Below are 16,834 nucleotides of genomic sequence, written 5' to 3'. Positions count from 1 at the left end.
CATTCGAACTCACTTATGATGACCGATTCTGTACTTTCAGCGAAACTCGCACCGGCACGCGGCCTATACCCGGATATCGAGCCCTACGATAGCGGTCATATGCCGACCGGGGGCAAACATCGCATATATTATGAACAATCGGGCAATCCGGCGGGCATTCCCGTCGTCGTTCTGCATGGCGGCCCCGGAGGCGGCAGCTCTGCGAACCTGCGGTGCTATTTCAATCCCGACGGTTACCGCATTATCCTGTTCGATCAGCGTGGCTGCGGAAAATCGACACCGCACGCATCGCAGGATATCTCGCTGGAAGACAACACCACCTGGCATCTGGTCGACGATATCGAGGCCCTGAGGCAAAAGCTCGGTGTCGAAAAATGGGTTGTCTTCGGCGGGTCATGGGGCTCCACCCTGTCCCTCGCCTACGCGCTCACACACCCGCAACTGGTCATGGGGCTTATCCTGCGCGGTATCTTTCTGGTCCGCCAGACGGAGCTTGACTGGTTCTACCAGGACGGCGCCAGCCACATCTATCCCGATATCTGGGAACGCTTTGTCGCGCCGATTCCGCCTGAGGAACGCGGCAATCTGCTGAACGCCTACATCAGGCGGCTCAATGGCGCGGATCGCGCGACCCAGGTGCGCTGCGCCCTGGCGTGGAGCGGTTGGGAGGGCGATACCCTGTCCATCGAAGGCCCGAGCGACAGCGCCACCAAGTTTTCGGACCCCGAATTCGCGCTGGCCTTTGCCCGCATCGAAAGCTGGTACTTCAAGAATGGCGGCTTTTTCGAACATGAAAACTGGGTGATCGACAATATAGATCGTATCCGTGACATCCCCGGCTGGATCGTCCAGGGCCGCTTCGACGTGGTCACCCCCATGACCACGGCCTGGGAGTTGCATCGCGCCTGGCCGGAAGCCCGCTTCAATCTGGTCAAGAAAGCCGGACATTCGTCCAGCGACCCCGGCATTCTGGAAGGTCTGGTGGCCGCCGCCGATGATGCGCTGGCCCTATTAGGACGCTGATATCGCGAAGGATTAGGGCGTAACGGGCGCAGTACGTCCGTTGAATGCACCATTGGCCACGCGATCGGCCGCTACCGGCTTATCGCCATCCGCGCCCGGGCGATCATGCGGTCCTTGCGGGCTCAGAAAAAAAACGGCACATGCTACGACAAGCAGGCCGAGCAACACGATGGCGGCCCACAGGGACCGTCGGCTTTCCGTCTTGTTGACTGGGGGTTCACGCGTCGTCATGCACCGAATGTACCAAGCCGGAAATAAGAAATCGGCATGGGAATGAGCTGGATCGCCTGCGCGCCCCTATTCGAAGCGCTGGAAGATGGACGCCTGACGCGGTAGTTCCTGATAGCGGTGCACCTTGACGCCAAGCACCAGACCGAAGCCCGTCATAACCATCAGCATAGCCGACCCCCCATAGGACACCAGAGGCATCGGCACACCGACGACCGGAAACAGCCCCATGACCATTGCGCCATTGATCAGGACGTATAGCGCGAAAGTGGCCGTGGCCCCCGCCGCCGCCAGCCGGCCGAAATGCGAGTGCGACAAGGAGGCCATGCGCAGCGCCATGAGGATAATCGCACCATAGAGCAGGAAGATCATGAAACCGCCCGCGAATCCGAGTTCTTCGCAAACGGCCGCCATGATGAAGTCGGTATGCTTTTCCGGCAGGAAGTTAAGCTGGGATTGCGAGCCCAGCCCCAACCCCTTGCCCAACAGTCCGCCGGACCCCATGGCGATCTTCGATTGCAGGATGTGATAGCCGGAACCGGACGGATCTTCTTCGGGATTAAGGAAGGTCAGGATGCGCTGGCGTTGATATTCATGCAGCACGAATTCGAACGCCAGGGGAATAGCGACCGCCGCTGCTGCCGCACCCGCGGCGATGACTTTCCAATTCAGGCCCGCCAGAATCATGACCGCCAAGCCAGTCAGCGAAATCAGAACCGCCGTGCCGAGGTCCGGCTGGTGCATGACCAATACCGCCGGCACGCCGATCATGGCGGCGGGGAACAACAGCTTCCACGACCAATTGGCGTCCTTCGCAGAGCATTCATGGTAGAAACGCGCCAATGCCAGAACGATGGCCAGCTTCATGAACTCAGACGGCTGGAAGCCAAATCCGCCAACGGACAGCCAACGCTGAGCGCCCATGCGGACATCCCCGACCGCTTCGACCGCCACCAGCAAAAGCAGGGAGGCGCCATAAAACCAGTAGGCTCCCATAAGCCAGACGCGCAGGTCAACCAGGGCCAGCAGCAGCATAAAGGCCATGCAGGCACAGAAGGTGACAAGCTGTTTGAACGCCCACGGCTCCCATTTCATACCGCCGACACTATAGAGCAGCAGAATGCCGATACCGGTTAGGGTGGCCAGCAGGCCGACAAAGACCCAGTCGATCTGCGCCAGCTTGCTGTCGTAGCGTTCGCGTTGTCCGGGACGTGAGAGGGCGGAATCGACCATGCCTACACCTAAACGCTTTTGTGGCCGGTAGCGGCCGGCGACGGCACCACATCCGGATTACCATTGGGGGGAATGCCGTCAGTCGATGTATCCGCCGGCAGCGGTTTATCGACCAGGTCGGCGGGATTTATGCTGACGATACGCTTCTGGGTTTCGGGGTCCTTAAGCAGGGCCAGCCGCATGATTTCACGCGCCTTGGGTGCAGCGGACGCGGCACCGAAGCCGCCATGCTGCACCAGGACGCTCATGGCGAAACGCGGCGCGTCGGCCGGGGCAAAGGCGACGAACCAGGCGTGATCGCGCAGCTTCCAGTCGCCCACGGCACCGTGCGCCCCGCGACCGCCCTTGTAATCATAGGCCTGGGCGGTCCCGGTCTTGCCGGCCATCATGATCGGGCCCAGGTCAAGCTTGCCCGTGCGGGCGGCGGTGCCGCTGGTAACCACATCGGCCATGGCGGCGCGAACGAAATCGATATGCGCAGGATCGGCCGGCAGGTCGGGAAATTCCTTGACCACGCGATCGACGCCGCCCACCGACTTGACCAATTGCGGCGTCAAGGCCTTGCGGCCGTTGGCCAGACGCGCCACCATCACGCACAGTTGCAAGGGATTGAGGTTGGTATAGCCCTGCCCGATGCCCATCGACGGCGTTTCACCGGGGAACCATTTGGTGTTGGCCGGATTGCGCTTGGCGAAATACTTCTTCTTCCACGCCGAGTCGGGCACGATACCCGCCTTCTGACCGGCAATGCCGATATCGAAGATGTCGCCTAAGCCGAACTTGCGCGCCATGGCGGCGATCTTGTCCGGCCCGACGCTGAGTGCACATTGATAGAAATAGATGTCACACGAGGTGACGATGGCCTGATGCAGGTTGAGCGCTCCATGGGCATCGTCACAGCCCCAGACGCGCCCGCCCCACGGCCAGTGCCGGTTACAGACATGGATGGTGTTGGGGTCGTAGCCGTTTTCGAGCGCCGCCAGGGCGACCATGGTCTTGAAGGTCGAGCCCGGCGGAAAGGTCGAGGAAAGCGCTTTATCGAGCAGCGGGATATGGTCGTAATCGGCCAGCAGCTTATAGGCCTTGGACGAAATGCCCGAAACGAACAGGTTGGGATCGAAACCAGGGGACGAGGTCATGCACAGGACTTCGCCGGTACGCACATCCATCATCACGGCAGAGCCGGATTCCTGGCCGAACACCTCAACCGCTCGCGACTGAATATCGGCGTCCAGGGTCAGGACGACATCCTTACCCGGGACCGGTGCTATATTGCCTTCTTCGTCGTCGGCCACCACCTTGCCACGGGAATCGACCTCGACCTTGCGTCCGCCGGGCGTGCCGCGTAGGTCCCTGTCGAACGCCTTTTCGATCCCCTGCTTGCCGATGCGGAAGCTGGGGTGATGCAGCAGGTTGAAATCAGTCTGGCTGACGCCGGTCTCGTCTGTCAGATCCTTCTGCGAAATCTTCGACACGTAGCCGACGACATGCGAAAACGCGCCGCCGTAATAGTAGGCGCGCACCTCGTCCATATCGGCCACGACACCCGGGATGTCATTGGCGTACAGGCTCACGTGGGAAAAATCCTCCCAACTCAGATCGGAGGCTATGACTGTCGGCACCGACCGCTGGTTCTGGTTGATATCGCGCAGGATACGGCGGCGGGATGACAAGGTCTGCGGCAGGACATAGGACACTTCGTCCAGCGTATCATCGATGTTCTTGACCTCGTTGGTCTCGATCATCACGCGAAACGACGGACGGTTGCCCGCGATCAGCTTGCCGTTACGGTCGTAGATATTGCCGCGCGGCGGCGGAATCAGGCGAAAATTGAACTGGTTGGCGGCTGCCAGCTTGGAATATTTGCTGCCCTGCAGAATCTGAAGATGCGCCAGACGACCGGTCAAGGCGAACATACCGAAAGCGACAAATCCACCCATGAGGAAGACCCGCCGGGTAAACATACCTTGGCGTTCGTTCACATCGGTAAAGACTAGGGAGGGTTCGGCCATGTCAGTCTGACCTTATATTGTCGGTCAGGGGCTCCGGCGCAAGGGTATCGACCTCGGGATCTGCCGCACCAGCCTTGAGCGCCGCTGTATCGACCGCTGTGCTGACCGGGCCAATGATGCGTTTCTGGATGTCCGGGTCCTTCATCAACGCCAGTCGCATGATCTCACGCGCCTTGGGCGCGGCAAATTTACCACCGGCAACACCATGTTCAACTACCACGGCTAAGGCGTATTTCGGCGCGTCGGACGGCGCGAAACAAACAAATAGCCCATGATCCTTGTACTTCCATTCCGCCGCCTTGCGCGTACCCGATCCGTAGGATCGCACCTGGGCGGTGCCAGTCTTGCCCGACATCTTGATATTGGGGCCGAGATCGAGCTGCGATTGCCGGAACGCGGTGCCGTCACTGTCATTGGACACCATGTACATGCCGTCGCGCGCGATCTGGATATGCGATTCCGGAATACCCAAATCGCGGAAGCGACTCATATGGTCTTCCAGTTCACTGCCGACTTTACGCACCAGATAGGGCTCCACCGCCTTCTTGCCGTTAGCGATGCGCGCGATATAGGTCGCCAGTTGAATGGCCGAGACATTGACATAGCCCTGACCGATTGACACCGACACGGTTTCGCCTGGGTGCCAGGTCGGGTCTTTCTTGAAGGCCCGGGCCTTGTAAGCCGTATCGGGGATAAGGCCCTTCTTCTGCCCTTCGATGCCGAGATCGGGAAAGGTCTGTTCGAAACCGAGCATACGGGCCGTCCGCGCAATACCGTTGACGCCGGCACGATTGCACAGGGTATAGAAATAGACATCGCAGGAATGTTTCAGCGCTCCCCGCATATCGACGGAGCCGTGCCCGCCCGGCTTCCAGCAACGGAAACTGCTGTTACCCATACGGTACACGCCGGTGCAGGTCACCCGCTCGGACGGATCGACGCCGGCGGCCAACAAGGCAATGGCCGTATTCATCTTAAACGTCGAGCCCGGCGCGTAGGTTGAACCAACCGCCTTATCCAGCAGGGGCAGACGCTCATATTCGGCCAGCAGTCGATAAGCCGGACCGGAAATACCGGAAACGAACAGGTTAGGATCAAAACCGGGCGAAGACGTCATGCACAGAACTTCGCCCGTTTGGCAGTTCATCATGATCGCCGAGCCGGAGTCTTCGCCAAACACCTCGACCGCCCGGCTCTGAATATCGGCATCGAGCGTCAGGACTATGTCCTTGCCTCCTACGGCCGGGCGCGAGCCTTCATCGTCTTCGGCGACGACCTTGCCGCGCGCATCGACTTCGATCTTCTTACCGCCCGCCTGGCCGCGCAATTGCACATCGTAGGTCTTTTCGATGCCGCTCTTACCGATGCGAAACCCAGGATGCAGAAGCAGCTTATCCGGTTTGCCGCCTGTCTGTTCGACCTCGCGCGCCAATTCCTTGGCGTTGATCTTGTTGACGTAGCCTACGACATGGGAAAAGGCGCCGCCGTAATAATAGGTGCGCATTTCATCCATATCCGCCACCACGCCGGGGATATCATTGGCATAGAGGCTGATCTTCGCGAAATCTTCCCATGCCAGGTCGGCGGCGACGATGGTGGGAACAAACCGCTGCGACTGGTTAATGTCACGCAGGATACGGCGGCGCTGCGACAGGGTCTGGGGCAGGACGTAAGCGATCTGATCGAGCGTATCGTCGATATTCTTGATCAGGTTGGCTTCGAGCATGACGCGGAACGACGGGCGGTTGCCGGCAATGACCTTACCGTTGCGATCGAGGATTTCGCCACGCGGCGGCGGTTCGATGCGGTAATTGTACTGGTTGGCGGCGGCCAGCATCTTGTACTTTTCGCCCTGCACCCCTTGAAGGTGAACCAGACGCCCCGTCAGTGCGAATAGCCCGAAGGCCGTCACCCCGCCCATCAGGAAGATGCGGCGGTGGAACGCCCCTTGGCGTTCATTGACATCCGTAAAGACGATAGACGGGTCGGCCATCTTTCACCTCACTGGAACCTGACATCGGCATGGACGTATTTTTCCAGCAGATACAGAACGAAGGGGAAAAGCAGCGTGGTCGCGAAGGCCTGTTCGACCACGCCCCATAGACGCGGCCAAACGCCGGTATCGATCAGGGTCAGCAGGACGCACAGGCTGAAAAAGAGGCACTCGGTCAACAGGAAGATGCCGAAGACGACGATCCATTCCTGGCCGACAATATAGGTTCGCGCCGTCACCAGCGCGCCATAGACCAGCATCAGGCTGATCGTCCAGAAGCCCAGAGACGCGCCCCAGAACATATCCAGAAACAGGCCAAGCACCCCGAGCACCAAGGGCGCGAAGTAGGACGGGCGGATCAGAGGCCACGTGAAGGCCAGGATAAGCGGCGATACCGGCTCCGGCAGATAGAAGCCGAAGGGCTGAAACGCCGCCGCCAGGGCCAGGGTTAGGCCGATGCTCATCAGGGCGGGCGCCAGAATCCAATCCCAGGGGCCGACAATCTTGGACGCCATGCCACTACGCAGGCCGCGATTGATCGCCGCGCCGCTGATGCCGCGTCTCTTAGGGCCCAGCATGCCGGGGACCTTCATTATTGTTGTCCTTCGGGGGCCGGACTCGTGGTCTGAGTCGTGGCCGGCGGAACGAACGGCCTGAGCTCAGGCGTGGACGAGGCGGCGTCGCTTGTCCCAGATGGTTTGGAGGCGGCAGGCTTCGGTGTGGCCGGTTTAGGCGCCGGCGGTTTGGGCTTGGCCGACGGCGTGCTGGTTGAGGCGGCGCCGGCAGTCGTCACGGCGGCCGTTGACGGGGCGGGACGCGGCGCGGACGATCCCGAAGCAGAGGACGCCGAGGCCGATGCGACCACCGGCTGGGCGGGCGGCGGCAGGACATCGCTGACCGCCGGGGTGCGCAGCAGGGTGTCGCTGTTAGGCAGTTGCGAGAAGTCCTTAAACAACAGGACCTTGACGAAATCGATCGGGGCGCGGTTCGAATAGAGGCGAACACGCCAGACGCCATCCACTCCCTTGACCGCCTCACCCACTGGCAGACCGCGCGGGAAGATGCCGCCGTCACCGGAAGACAGGATCTGATCGCCCACTTTCACCGAATCCTTACCGCGCACGAAATCGAGCTTGGGGTAGCCGCCGCCATCGCCATTCATCATGGCGCGCGCATCGGAACGCAAAATCATTACGGGTACGTGGCTGGTCACATCGGTGACCATCAATACGCGGCTGACATCGGCGGAGACACCGACAACGCGCCCGACCAGACCGTGTTCGGTTATGACCGGGTTACCAAACCCGATCTTCTTTTTCGAGCCGGCGTCGATGAGGCGATTATTGGCGAACGGCCCACGCGAAACGGCGACCGAACGGGCCGCGACGGTTTCGACAGGAGGCTCGGTGCGCAGATTCAGCAGCTTTTCGTAACGGGCATTGATATCCGCCAGTTCGACCATGCGGTCGTGGTCCTGCTGAAGCTGGGCCACCTTCTTTTTCAGGCTGCGGTTTTCGCGCACGGCGAAGAAGTAGTCATCCAGCCAGTTGGTGCCGTCACCAATTTTGTGTACCGGATAGGACAATGCCTTGTCCGGCAGACTGGCGACCGTATCGAAGCCCGCGCGTTTATTGTAGGCGCCCGGCTCCACATCTTCACGGCGGTCACCCAGGAACATAAGAGCGGCGACGATGCAGACAACCGCGACGACGCCCATCACGGCCCAGGTCATGGGCAGTTTCAGGTGTTCGAAGTGCTTGTTGTTGTCTCCGTAGGGCACGCTACAATTTCCTCAGAGCCATCGAGCCTATGTAAAGATGGTGATCGGTCCGCTTTTAGAACCCTATTACGACTCGATTACGACATGGTCGCGTCAAGAATGCCCTTCATCCAGCGCGGATGCTCGAGCACGCGACCGCAACCGATTGCGACGCAGGACAGGGGGTCTTCGGCCACGGAGACCGGCAGGCCGGTCTGGTCGCGGATTTCAATGTCGAGGCCACGCAGAAGAGCGCCACCGCCGGTCAGCATGATGCCCTTGTCGGCGATGTCGGCAGCCAGTTCCGGCGGCGTGGCTTCCAGTGCCACTTTCACCGCATCGATGATCTGGGCGACCGGTTCGGCCAGGGCTTCCGCCGCCTGGCGTTCGGAGATTCGGACTTCGCGGGGCACGCCCTGCATCAGGTCGCGGCCCTTGACGTCGATGGCCAGGCCTTCGCCGTCGTGCGGAACGCGGGCCGTGCCGATGTCTTTCTTGATGCGTTCGGCGGTGGTTTCACCGATCAGCAGGTTGTGATTGCGGCGCATGAAGTTGGTGATGGCTTCGTCCATCTTGTCGCCTCCGACGCGCACCGACTTGGAATAGACGATACCCGACAGCGAGAGGACGGCGACTTCGGTCGTACCGCCGCCGATATCGACGACCATAGAGCCGGTCGGTTCATGGATCGGCAGGCCGGCGCCGACGGCGGCCGCCATAGGCTCATCCAAGAGGCCAACGCGGCGGGCCGAGGCGTTCAGGCAGCTATCGTTGATAGCGCGACGCTCAACTGCGGTGGCGCCTGACGGCACGCACACAATGACCTTCGGATTAACGAAGCCCTTGCGGTTATGAACCTTGCGGATGAAGTACTTGATCATTTCTTCGGCGACTTCGAAGTCGGCGATGACGCCGTCACGCATCGGGCGGATGGCTTCCATGTGGCCGGGTGTACGGCCCAGCATCTGCTTGGCTTCGATACCCACAGCGTGCACGAGCTTGCGGCCGCCGACATTACGCAATGCCACCACCGAAGGTTCGTTGAGCACAATGCCGCGGCCCTTCATGTAGATCAGCGTATTGGCCGTACCAAGGTCGATGGCGATGTCGTTGGAAAATCCGCCGAAGAAGGACTTGAACATTGAGATAAACTACCTTGGTGCTTAGAGGGCTTTTTACAGGGGGCGAACCCATTAGAGTGTAAGGAAGGCATTTTGGGGGCAATCCGGATAGCCCGTCGCCGGATCAAGGCCAAATGCCCTTGAATCAACAGGTTCCAACTCCCGGAAAGCCCTCACTTGCCCTTATCTGATTCATATTTCAAGAGGGTTCAGAAAAAAGATAGTTTCACCCTACAAGCGAATTGGTTAACGCCTTGTATTCAATGGGAATGCTGCTTTTTTAAGGTTCGACGATCACACAAAATGTCATCTGATAACGGCGCGTGATTTCATTCTGTATTCTGATGCCGGTTTCGCGCCACTTCATAGACCTTGCGCGCCACCAGCATCAGGCCCAGCCAGACGATGGCGATGCCCGCCATTAAAAGCGCCATTCGCCAGTTGCCGCCCTGGGTGACCGAGGCATAGGACTGGCCAAACAAGGCCACCAACGCGGTTTTGGGGATGATGCCCAGCGCGCACCCGGCGATGAAACCGAGGAAAGACGCGCGCGAGGCCCCGAAGGCCATGTTGACCACAATGAACGGCGCAGACGGAATGTTGCGCACAATGAAGGAGGCAGAAAAGGCGTTCTTGCCGATATAGTCACTCAGCCGTCCGACATGGTTTCCGCCCAGCCGCGCCAGCACGCCCGCGCCGGCATACCGGCCCATGTAAAAGGTCATGACCGCCGAAATGACGGTCGCGGCCCAGCTGTAAAAGCCGCCCCATACCGGCCCGAAGACGACGACACAGGCCGCGATCAGCACGAATTGCGGCGCGCCGAACAGCGCGGACACGCAAAACACCAGGGTGACGATGACAATGGCCAGGGGGGAATGGCGGTACTGGGCCATCCAGTGTTCCAGATCGAGCAGCATTTCCTGGCCCCACGGCGACTTGCCGATCAGAAACACGACGACGACAAGCGCCAGCAGCACAAGGCTCATGCCAAGCGCGCGCACGTTCTTTCCATCCATATGAAGGAAAAAGCCTGTTACGGTTCGCCATAAATGTTGAAATCGATTGTGCATTGCACGCTGTATGTCGTCAAAGCTATGGTTTGCACAAGTAAAATTGCAGCAAAAGCGGCAATTTGGAAACCTTTGTAACTAACCGTGCCGCAACGCCGCAGTTAAGAAAGATTTTGGGCCATGATGGACGATGACAGTTGGACAAACGAGCGCGTGCGAGTAAAGAGAGGCCTGCATTTTTCCCTCTCCACGGATGGCGCTCCGCCAATGGTGGACCTGTCTCAAACCGCGAGCACTCTCATGGCCTCCTTCTCTGAATCGGACACGCTCAAGCGCGTCAAGCCTTCCCCTACCCTGGCTGTCACGGCAAAGGCGCGCGAACTGGCGCGCGCCGGACGCAAGGTGATTTCGCTCGGCGCCGGCGAACCCGACTTCGACACGCCGGAAAACATCTGCGACGCCGCCATCAAGGCGATCAAGCGCGGTGAAACCCGCTATACCGACGTCGATGGCATCCCCGAACTGAAGGCCGCCATCGTCGCCAAGTTCAAGCGTGAAAACGGCCTGGATTACAAGACGACGCAAGTATCGGTGTCGCCCGGCGGCAAACCGGTCATCTATAACGCCATGATGGCGTCCTTGAACGCCGGTGACGAGGTCATCGTGCCCGCGCCGTACTGGGTGTCCTACCCGGACATGGTGCTGTTGGCCGGCGGCACGCCAGTCTTCGCAGTGGCCGGAATGGAAACCGGCTTCAAGCTGACGCCGCAGATCCTGGAAGCCGCCATCACGCCCAAGACGAAGTGGTTGATCCTCAACTCGCCCTCGAACCCGACCGGCGCCGTTTATACGGCCGAGGACCTGAAGGCGCTGGGCGAAGTCCTGAAGCGTCATCCCCAGGTCTGGATCCTGACGGACGACATGTATGAGCACCTGCTGTTCGACGGTTTCAAATACGCCACCATCGCCCAGGTCGTGCCGGAACTGTACGACCGCACCCTGACCATGAACGGCGTCTCGAAGGCCTATTCAATGACCGGCTGGCGCATCGGCTATTGCGCCGGTCCGGAGCCGCTGATCAAGGCGATGTCGAAGATAATTTCGCAATCGACCTCCAATGCCTGCTCGATCGCCCAATGGGCGGCCGTCGAAGCGCTCAACGGCACCCAGGACTTCATCGCCCCGCGCGCTGAAGTCTTCCAGAAGCGCCGCGACCTGGTCGTCGCCATGCTCAATAACGCCAAGGGCATCACCTGCCCGACCCCGGAAGGCGCCTTCTACGTCTATCCGTCGATCGCCGGCTGCATCGGCAAGCAGGCCCCGTCGGGCAAGATCATCACCAATGACGAAGACTTCGCCGGCGAACTGCTGCAAACCGAAGAAGTCGCGGTCGTACACGGCGCTGCCTTCGGTCTGTCGCCCTTTTTCCGCATTTCCTACGCCACGTCGGAATCGGTTCTGACCGAGGCCTGTTCGCGCATCCAGCGCTTCTGCGCCAGCCTGAAGTAAATACGCCGTGAGGACGGAACCCTGTCGGGGGACAAGGGTTCCGTCCATCCTGTGTTTGCGTCAGTAAGAGTTTCTATTTTTTGTTGATAAGCGTTTGGGGGGATTTCGCTTTGTCGCAAGACTCTTGCTCTCGGCAAAAAAAGAGAGCAGTCACAGCCTTATGGTGACGCCCTGGCACATAACCTGGTTGATTCCGCCCGCCCTTCTGGTCGGTGGACTTGTCCTGTCCGCAGTTATCGCCGCCTTGCTCAGCTTGCTGGTGCTGAAGGGCGGGCCAATCGATATTCCCCGCGACCGCGGCGCCCACACCAAGCCCACACCGACCTCCGGCGGCCTGGCCATCATGGCGGCATCGGCCCTGGTCATCGGCCTCATCATTACTTTTTTCGGCCGCGACATTCCGGGCAGTTGGCATGACGGCCTGATCCTGTTCGGCTTTGCCTGCCTCATGGGCATATCGGGCGCGGTTGACGACGTCATCGACCTGCCCGCGCGGTTGCGGCTCGGTTTTCAGGTGCTGCTGTGCCTGGCCTTCGCATGGTTTTACCGCGTAACCTCCCTGGATTTCGGCCCCGGCCTTTCCGTGACCCTCTGGTGGCCGCTCAGCCTGCTCGGCAGCGCGGCGTGGCTGATCCTTGCCATCAACGCCATTAATTTCATGGATGGATCGAATGGACTGGCGATCGGCACCCAGACGATTTCACTGCTCATGTTCGCCGGGCTGATCCTGACTATGGCGCCATTCAGCGACATGGGCGCCTATCTGGGGGGCGTCCTGCTGGTGTGCGTCTGCGTCGCCGGCGCCCATCTCGGGTTCGCGCCGTTCAACCTGCCACCGGGTCATCCGCAAAAAGCCCGGGCGTTCCAGGGTGATGCCGGCTCCATGTTCGCCGGCGCACTGATCGGCGGCGCCACTCTGGTCTGCAAGGCCTATGGCGTGGGTTCGGTATGGTTCGGCGGCTTCCTCCTGGCGCCGCTGCTGGTTGACGTCGTCCTCACCCTGATTACGCGCACACGAAAGAAGCTGGACGTCTTCAAGCCGCACAAGGAACATCTGTATCAGATCTGGTTGCAGCGGCGCGACGGATCGCACTGGCGTCTGGCCGTCCGCGTCTGGCTGCTTTGCCTGTTCTCCAGCCTGGTCGGTGTGTGTGCGCGGCTGTTCGATCAGATATACCACAGCGATATCCGCTTCCTGGTCCTGGCGGCTTTGATCCTGGTCTACAGTATCGGCTGGGTGGTTCTGCGAAAACGACTGCTCAAGCGTCCGTTATTACGTCAAACGTCCGTCGACAGATAAAGCGCCATTAGCAGATCATCGAGATAGGGCTTGCCCTCGCCCTGCCACACCCGCCCCTTCAGGCGTCCTTCGAAAACAAACCCCATCTTCTGATACAGGTCGATGGCGCGTTTATTGTCCTCACGACAATAGAGTTCGATGATGCGCAAACGCGGGTCCAGGTTCGCCACCTCGATCAGGCGTGTGAACAGGGCCTGGCCCACGCCACGACCCTGTGCCGACGGATCGACCGCAAGGGTCAGGTTGGTCAGGCAGTGCCCCAGTTGCCGGGTTGGCGACGGCCAGCCATGGATTTCCCCAAGGATGCGACCGCCGTCCGCTTCCGCGACCAGGGTGATGCCCGTCTCAAGGCTGTGCTTGAGGTTGTTCCACACATAGTCGTGGGTGATTTCATCTTCCCGACGCAACAGCCCTCCGCCCTGCGCTGCGGCGGCGCGATAGACGTCGTGGATACCGGCTTCGTCGGCGACGGTTGACGATCGGATATTATAGCTCATCAGGATCATCCGGCCTTTTTCGATTGGATTTGACGGTGGCGCGAATGGCCTTTCCGACCAGCCGCCGTTTGACCGCGCCGCGCGTCGGTTTGGTGGCGATACGCGGCGGAGGTGGCGGAAGGGCGGCTTTCTGGACCAGCTCGACGAAACGGTCTGCGGCCGCCTTACGGTTCATGTCCTGGGTGCGATGCGTCTGAACGAACAGGATCAGCACGCCTTCCTGCGTGACGCGACGCCCAGCCAGCCGGATCAGGCGCATCTTTACGTCATAGGGAATGGTCTGGTTTTCAAAGATGGAAAAGCGCAGTTCGACCGCCGTCGAGACCTTGTTGATATTCTGCCCGCCAGCCCCCGACGCCCGCACGAAACTTTCGTGCAGTTCCTCATCGGGCACGGAAATGCGGGGCGTAATGAAAACCATGCGGTCTTTTGCGGCAAAACACCGTCGGCTTCAAGCGCGCGCAACCGTCATTTCCATAAGAAATCAGCTGGCTCGGTGCAAACCTGCCCGCCAGCGCAGATCAAGCCCGAACAGAAGCGCGCTACCGTCCAGCATCGGCGCTGTCGGCAATCCGGCCGCGGCCAATTGATCGGAAGTCCAGTTGTTACAGACACGGACAATCGAAAAATGTTCGCGGCTGGCGAAAAAGGATTCCGCCGTCGGCACATCGACACGTACCGGCGCGCCGGTTTTCACAACAAAGGACGCTTCGATATGACGTGCCATGGCCTCGAACCCTTCCGGCGATATTCGGGTCGAAGCGGCTATCGGATCGGCGAACGCCTTATCCGGAGACGCGTTCAGGCTGAAAACTCGGATAACCGAGGGATTGCCCGGCATGAACAAGGCGCGCAGACCGTCAACGGCACGGGTAAAGGATACGCCTTTGGCCGTGTAAAAGCCGGCATCGCCCCAGCCATAGACCAGCCAGTTGCCAGGCCCCGCCGTCCGGCCGGCTTGCGCCAGCACGCCTCCGCGTTTCATCACCACGTCCATGGGAACAGCGATGTCCGTATGGAAGCCATTGTTGATGACATAGATAGGAATGCTTTGGGACCGCGCGGGGTAAAGCGCGGGATCGGCCGGGCGCGCCGTTATGATCGCCAGGAAGACATACAGAGCCAGGAGACCAGCCAGCACCGTTGCGACCTGTCGCCAGCGAGATGCCGGTATACGTAAAAAAGCCATGAGATCATCCCCGTTTCGGGCATGACATCATGGCTTTTGAACATTGTCCAATCACATTATCACGAAACTGTGATCTTGTGACCCTTAAGCCGAGAGGCTTGCCTTCAGCATCCAACGGTGCTTTTCGTGGGCGGTGATGCGCACGGTGCACAGATCCGCCGTCGAAAGGTCGCCAGCCTCATCCGCCACCTTGGCGGCGGCCTTCAGGGTCGCGATGGCGGTTTCATGTCCGTCGACCAGATCCTTGAGCATATCGGGCGCGGACAGGGTCGGATCGCCATCCTTGATTGAGGTCAGGTTGCCAAGCGCGCCATTGCCCATCGGGGCAAATTGATCGAGGGCCCGGATGCGTTCGGCGATTTCATCGATCGACGTCCAGATTTCGTTGTACTGCTCTTCAAGCAGCAGGTGCAGGCCCCGGAAATTCGGGCCACGGACATTCCAATGGTAGCCGTGTGTCTTTTGATAAACGGTGAAGCTGTCGGCCAGAACCTTGGACAGTTCGTGGGCCACCTTCTTGCTGGTGTCTACGCCGGATTCGCTCATAATAGTCTCCTCAGATAGGTGTCAAACGCGATAGGTCACATATGAGAATACCGCCATAAAGATACAATGAGGGAAATAGGTCCAGTCGAATATTTCCGCCGTTTTCCCTTATGCCGCCACCATGTCCCAATTGGAGCGCCTCACCGGGCCGGCCGGTTCATGCACATGCGCCGTCATAAATCGTGATCGTTTGTTACCATCAACCATATTGCATTCATCCGCGACAGGATTATCTTATGCCCACCTTATGCTGAAAGTGAGCATAAGGGTCCCCTGACGGGAATGTGGAGAGAGACGATGGCCGATACGGCTGCACCCATGGAATTCACACCTGCGATCGAAGCCGAGACGGCTAGCATATATGCCCGTCTCAAGGACAAGATATCGCCGCTGGAGTGGCAAATTCAGGCCCCATTGATCGCGCAGATCAATCGCCTGAAAAAAGAGATGAACGCCGTCATCCTGGCTCACAACTACATGACACCCGACATTTTCCACGGTGTCGGGGACTATGTCGGCGACAGCCTGGGGCTGGCGCGCGAAGCCGCCAAATCGGATGCCGATATCATTGTCCAGGGCGGCGTGCACTTCATGGCCGAAACCTCCAAGATCCTTGCGCCGCAAAAGACTGTCCTCATACCCGATCTGCGTGCCGGCTGTTCCTTGGCCTCGTCGCTGACCGGCGAGCAGGTGCGCCTGATCAAGCAGCGTTATCCCGGCCTGCCCGTCGTCACCTATGTCAACACCACCGCCGATGTGAAGGCCGAAACTGACATCTGCTGCACCTCGGCCAATGCCGTTCAGGTGGTCGAACACATCGCCCGCGAATGGGGCGTCGACAGCGTCATTCTCATCCCCGACCAGTTCCTGGCGCGCAACGTCGCCCGCCAGACCGATATCAAGATCATCGCCTGGGCCGGCGCCTGCGAAGTGCACGAACGCTTCAACGCGGACGACATCGCCGAGGTTCGCGCCGCCCATCCGGGCGTGACCGTGCTGGCGCACCCGGAATGTCCGCCGGACGTGATCGCCGCGTCCGATTTCACCGGCTCGACCACCGCCATGAGCGACTACGTGACCAAGAACCGGCCCAAGCAGGTCGTGCTGATCACCGAATGTTCGATGGCCGACAATGTGACCAGCGATGCGCCGGGCGTCGAATTCCTGCGTCCGTGCAACCTATGCCCGCACATGAAGCGCATTACTTTGCAAGGCATCTACGACAGCCTGCGCTTTCATCAGTACGAAGTCACGGTCGATCCGGACCTGATCCCGCGCGCCGCCTTGGCCGTACAGCGCATGATCGACATGCCGCCGCTGGCGGTTCCGGCCCGCTACGACATGGTCAAGGCGCGTCACCACGTCGATGTCGAAATGATCAGCTAACCGCGTCCAAGGGCGAGAGGCAAAG

16 protein-coding genes are annotated in these 16,834 nt (G+C 60.0%); 4 read left to right on the top strand and 12 right to left on the bottom strand.

All coding sequences use genetic code 11. The annotated features are described in order from the left end of the window. The first annotated feature begins 18 nt into the window (after positions 1-18). Entirely contained in the window at positions 19-1,023 is a 1,005-nt protein-coding gene (gene pip / locus AEAC466_RS35465) for a prolyl aminopeptidase (protein WP_031238942.1), read from the top strand. A gap of 12 nt (positions 1,024-1,035) precedes the next feature. Here the strand turns inward: pip and AEAC466_RS35460 are convergent, their stop codons facing one another. From AEAC466_RS35460 to AEAC466_RS35425, 8 genes are all read right to left on the bottom strand, one after another. Continuing rightward, a complete protein-coding gene (locus AEAC466_RS35460) occupies positions 1,036-1,254 on the bottom strand; it encodes a hypothetical protein (RefSeq protein WP_023458621.1) in 219 nt (72 codons plus the stop codon). 66 nt (positions 1,255-1,320) lie between these two features. Then, the gene (gene rodA, locus AEAC466_RS35455) at positions 1,321-2,484 is read right to left on the bottom strand and encodes a rod shape-determining protein RodA (protein ID WP_023458620.1); all 1,164 of its coding nucleotides are present in this window, start codon (positions 2,482-2,484) and stop codon (positions 1,321-1,323) included. Between the two features lie 8 nt (positions 2,485-2,492). Beyond that, the gene (gene mrdA / locus AEAC466_RS35450; RefSeq protein ID WP_023458619.1) at positions 2,493-4,496 is read right to left on the bottom strand and encodes a penicillin-binding protein 2; all 2,004 of its coding nucleotides are present in this window, start codon (positions 4,494-4,496) and stop codon (positions 2,493-2,495) included. Between the two features lies 1 nt (position 4,497). Further along, positions 4,498-6,489, bottom strand: a complete 1,992-nt coding sequence (mrdA, locus tag AEAC466_RS35445; RefSeq protein WP_023458618.1) for a penicillin-binding protein 2 — start codon at positions 6,487-6,489, stop codon at positions 4,498-4,500. 8 nt (positions 6,490-6,497) lie between these two features. Continuing rightward, positions 6,498-7,082, bottom strand: coding sequence for a hypothetical protein (locus tag AEAC466_RS35440; RefSeq protein ID WP_023458617.1), 585 nt, complete (start codon positions 7,080-7,082; stop codon positions 6,498-6,500). Then, complete coding sequence (gene mreC, locus AEAC466_RS35435; RefSeq protein ID WP_023458616.1) at positions 7,082-8,269, bottom strand: rod shape-determining protein MreC; 1,188 nt, start codon at positions 8,267-8,269, stop codon at positions 7,082-7,084. The genes AEAC466_RS35440 and mreC overlap by 1 nt, the downstream gene beginning before the upstream one ends. A 77-nt stretch (positions 8,270-8,346) precedes the next feature. Continuing rightward, positions 8,347-9,390: a rod shape-determining protein gene (locus AEAC466_RS35430; RefSeq protein WP_023458615.1), complete on the bottom strand. Its 1,044-nt coding sequence runs from the start codon at positions 9,388-9,390 to the stop codon at positions 8,347-8,349. A gap of 308 nt (positions 9,391-9,698) precedes the next feature. Beyond that, positions 9,699-10,388, bottom strand: coding sequence for a TVP38/TMEM64 family protein (locus AEAC466_RS35425; RefSeq protein ID WP_023458614.1), 690 nt, complete (start codon positions 10,386-10,388; stop codon positions 9,699-9,701). 294 nt (positions 10,389-10,682) lie between these two features. On the opposite strand from AEAC466_RS35425, the gene AEAC466_RS35420 reads away from it, so the two are divergent. Continuing rightward, positions 10,683-11,891, top strand: a complete 1,209-nt coding sequence (locus AEAC466_RS35420) for a pyridoxal phosphate-dependent aminotransferase (RefSeq protein WP_023458613.1) — start codon at positions 10,683-10,685, stop codon at positions 11,889-11,891. Positions 11,892-12,051: 160 nt separating this feature from the next. Beyond that, positions 12,052-13,191: a glycosyltransferase family 4 protein gene (locus tag AEAC466_RS35415; protein ID WP_023458612.1), complete on the top strand. Its 1,140-nt coding sequence runs from the start codon at positions 12,052-12,054 to the stop codon at positions 13,189-13,191. Here AEAC466_RS35415 and AEAC466_RS35410 read toward each other — a convergent pair. The 4 genes from AEAC466_RS35410 to AEAC466_RS35395 form a co-directional block, all read right to left on the bottom strand. Next, complete coding sequence (locus AEAC466_RS35410; RefSeq protein WP_031238938.1) at positions 13,170-13,688, bottom strand: GNAT family N-acetyltransferase; 519 nt, start codon at positions 13,686-13,688, stop codon at positions 13,170-13,172. The two genes, AEAC466_RS35415 and AEAC466_RS35410, sit on opposite strands and share 22 nt — an antisense overlap. Beyond that, entirely contained in the window at positions 13,678-14,109 is a 432-nt protein-coding gene (gene arfB / locus AEAC466_RS35405; protein WP_023458610.1) for an alternative ribosome rescue aminoacyl-tRNA hydrolase ArfB, read from the bottom strand. Before arfB ends, AEAC466_RS35410 begins: the two co-directional genes overlap by 11 nt. A 63-nt stretch (positions 14,110-14,172) precedes the next feature. Next, the gene (locus tag AEAC466_RS35400; protein WP_023458609.1) at positions 14,173-14,877 is read right to left on the bottom strand and encodes a DUF2459 domain-containing protein; all 705 of its coding nucleotides are present in this window, start codon (positions 14,875-14,877) and stop codon (positions 14,173-14,175) included. 84 nt (positions 14,878-14,961) lie between these two features. After that, positions 14,962-15,423, bottom strand: a complete 462-nt coding sequence (locus AEAC466_RS35395) for a Dps family protein (protein ID WP_023458608.1) — start codon at positions 15,421-15,423, stop codon at positions 14,962-14,964. 282 nt (positions 15,424-15,705) lie between these two features. On the opposite strand from AEAC466_RS35395, the gene nadA reads away from it, so the two are divergent. Continuing rightward, positions 15,706-16,809: a quinolinate synthase NadA gene (gene nadA, locus AEAC466_RS35390; protein ID WP_369794517.1), complete on the top strand. Its 1,104-nt coding sequence runs from the start codon at positions 15,706-15,708 to the stop codon at positions 16,807-16,809. The last annotated feature ends 25 nt before the right edge of the window (positions 16,810-16,834 follow it).

This window comes from Asticcacaulis sp. AC466 (assembly GCF_000495815.1).
Lineage (GTDB): Bacteria > Pseudomonadota > Alphaproteobacteria > Caulobacterales > Caulobacteraceae > Asticcacaulis.
The sequence above is the reverse complement of the archived record's forward strand: the minus strand, read 5'-3'. Positions and strand labels throughout refer to the sequence as shown.